Genomic DNA, 506 nt, shown 5'->3' on the forward strand with positions numbered 1-506 from the left:
CGCATCCGCAAGCGCATCGAGGAGGCGTTCGGCTGGATCAAGACCGTCGCCGGGCAGGACAAGACGAAGTTCCGTGGCCGCGACCGCGTCGGATGGGCCTTCACCTTCGCGGCCGCCGCTTACAATCTGGTACGGCTACCGAAACTGATGGCGGTGCTGTCATGAGCGCGGCCAGAAACTGCCGCCTGATTGGCCGCTGGCGGATCGTCGAGGCCGATCTGTGGGGTCGGGATTATCTCGACCTGGTCGAGCCCGCCACAATCACCATCAGGGCCAACGGTCATGGCGAAATCGCCTTCGGTGCGATGCAAGCGGGCCTCGATCTCGCCTACAGCACGTCCATGGTCTCCTTCACATGGGCGGGATGCGACGAAATGGACGAGGTCTCAGGTGACGGTCATGCCGAATTGCTCGATAGCGGCTCGATCGAGATCACTTTCGCTTATCACAACGGCGACGAGGCCATTCTAAAGGCCAAACGGGAGACTTCTTCAACAGCCTGCTAG

General features: G+C 61.3%; 2 protein-coding genes. Both read left to right on the forward strand.

The window, feature by feature from the left end; genetic code table 11:
* Positions 1–165 (forward strand): transposase (locus AC3WWH_RS34830; protein WP_492377635.1); only part of this gene is annotated, 165 nt, incomplete at its 5' end.
* The gene (locus AC3WWH_RS34835; protein ID WP_058321578.1) at positions 162–506 is read left to right on the forward strand and encodes a hypothetical protein; all 345 of its coding nucleotides are present in this window, start codon (positions 162–164) and stop codon (positions 504–506) included. The genes AC3WWH_RS34830 and AC3WWH_RS34835, both read left to right, overlap by 4 nt.

The organism is Ensifer sp. EB106-03-01-XG145 (genome assembly GCF_058792075.1).

Coding starts and splice junctions, on each gene's coding strand:
- AC3WWH_RS34835 (WP_058321578.1), top strand. CDS start 162: ATGAGCGCGGCCAGAAACTGCCGCCTGATTGGCCGCTGGCGGATCGTC.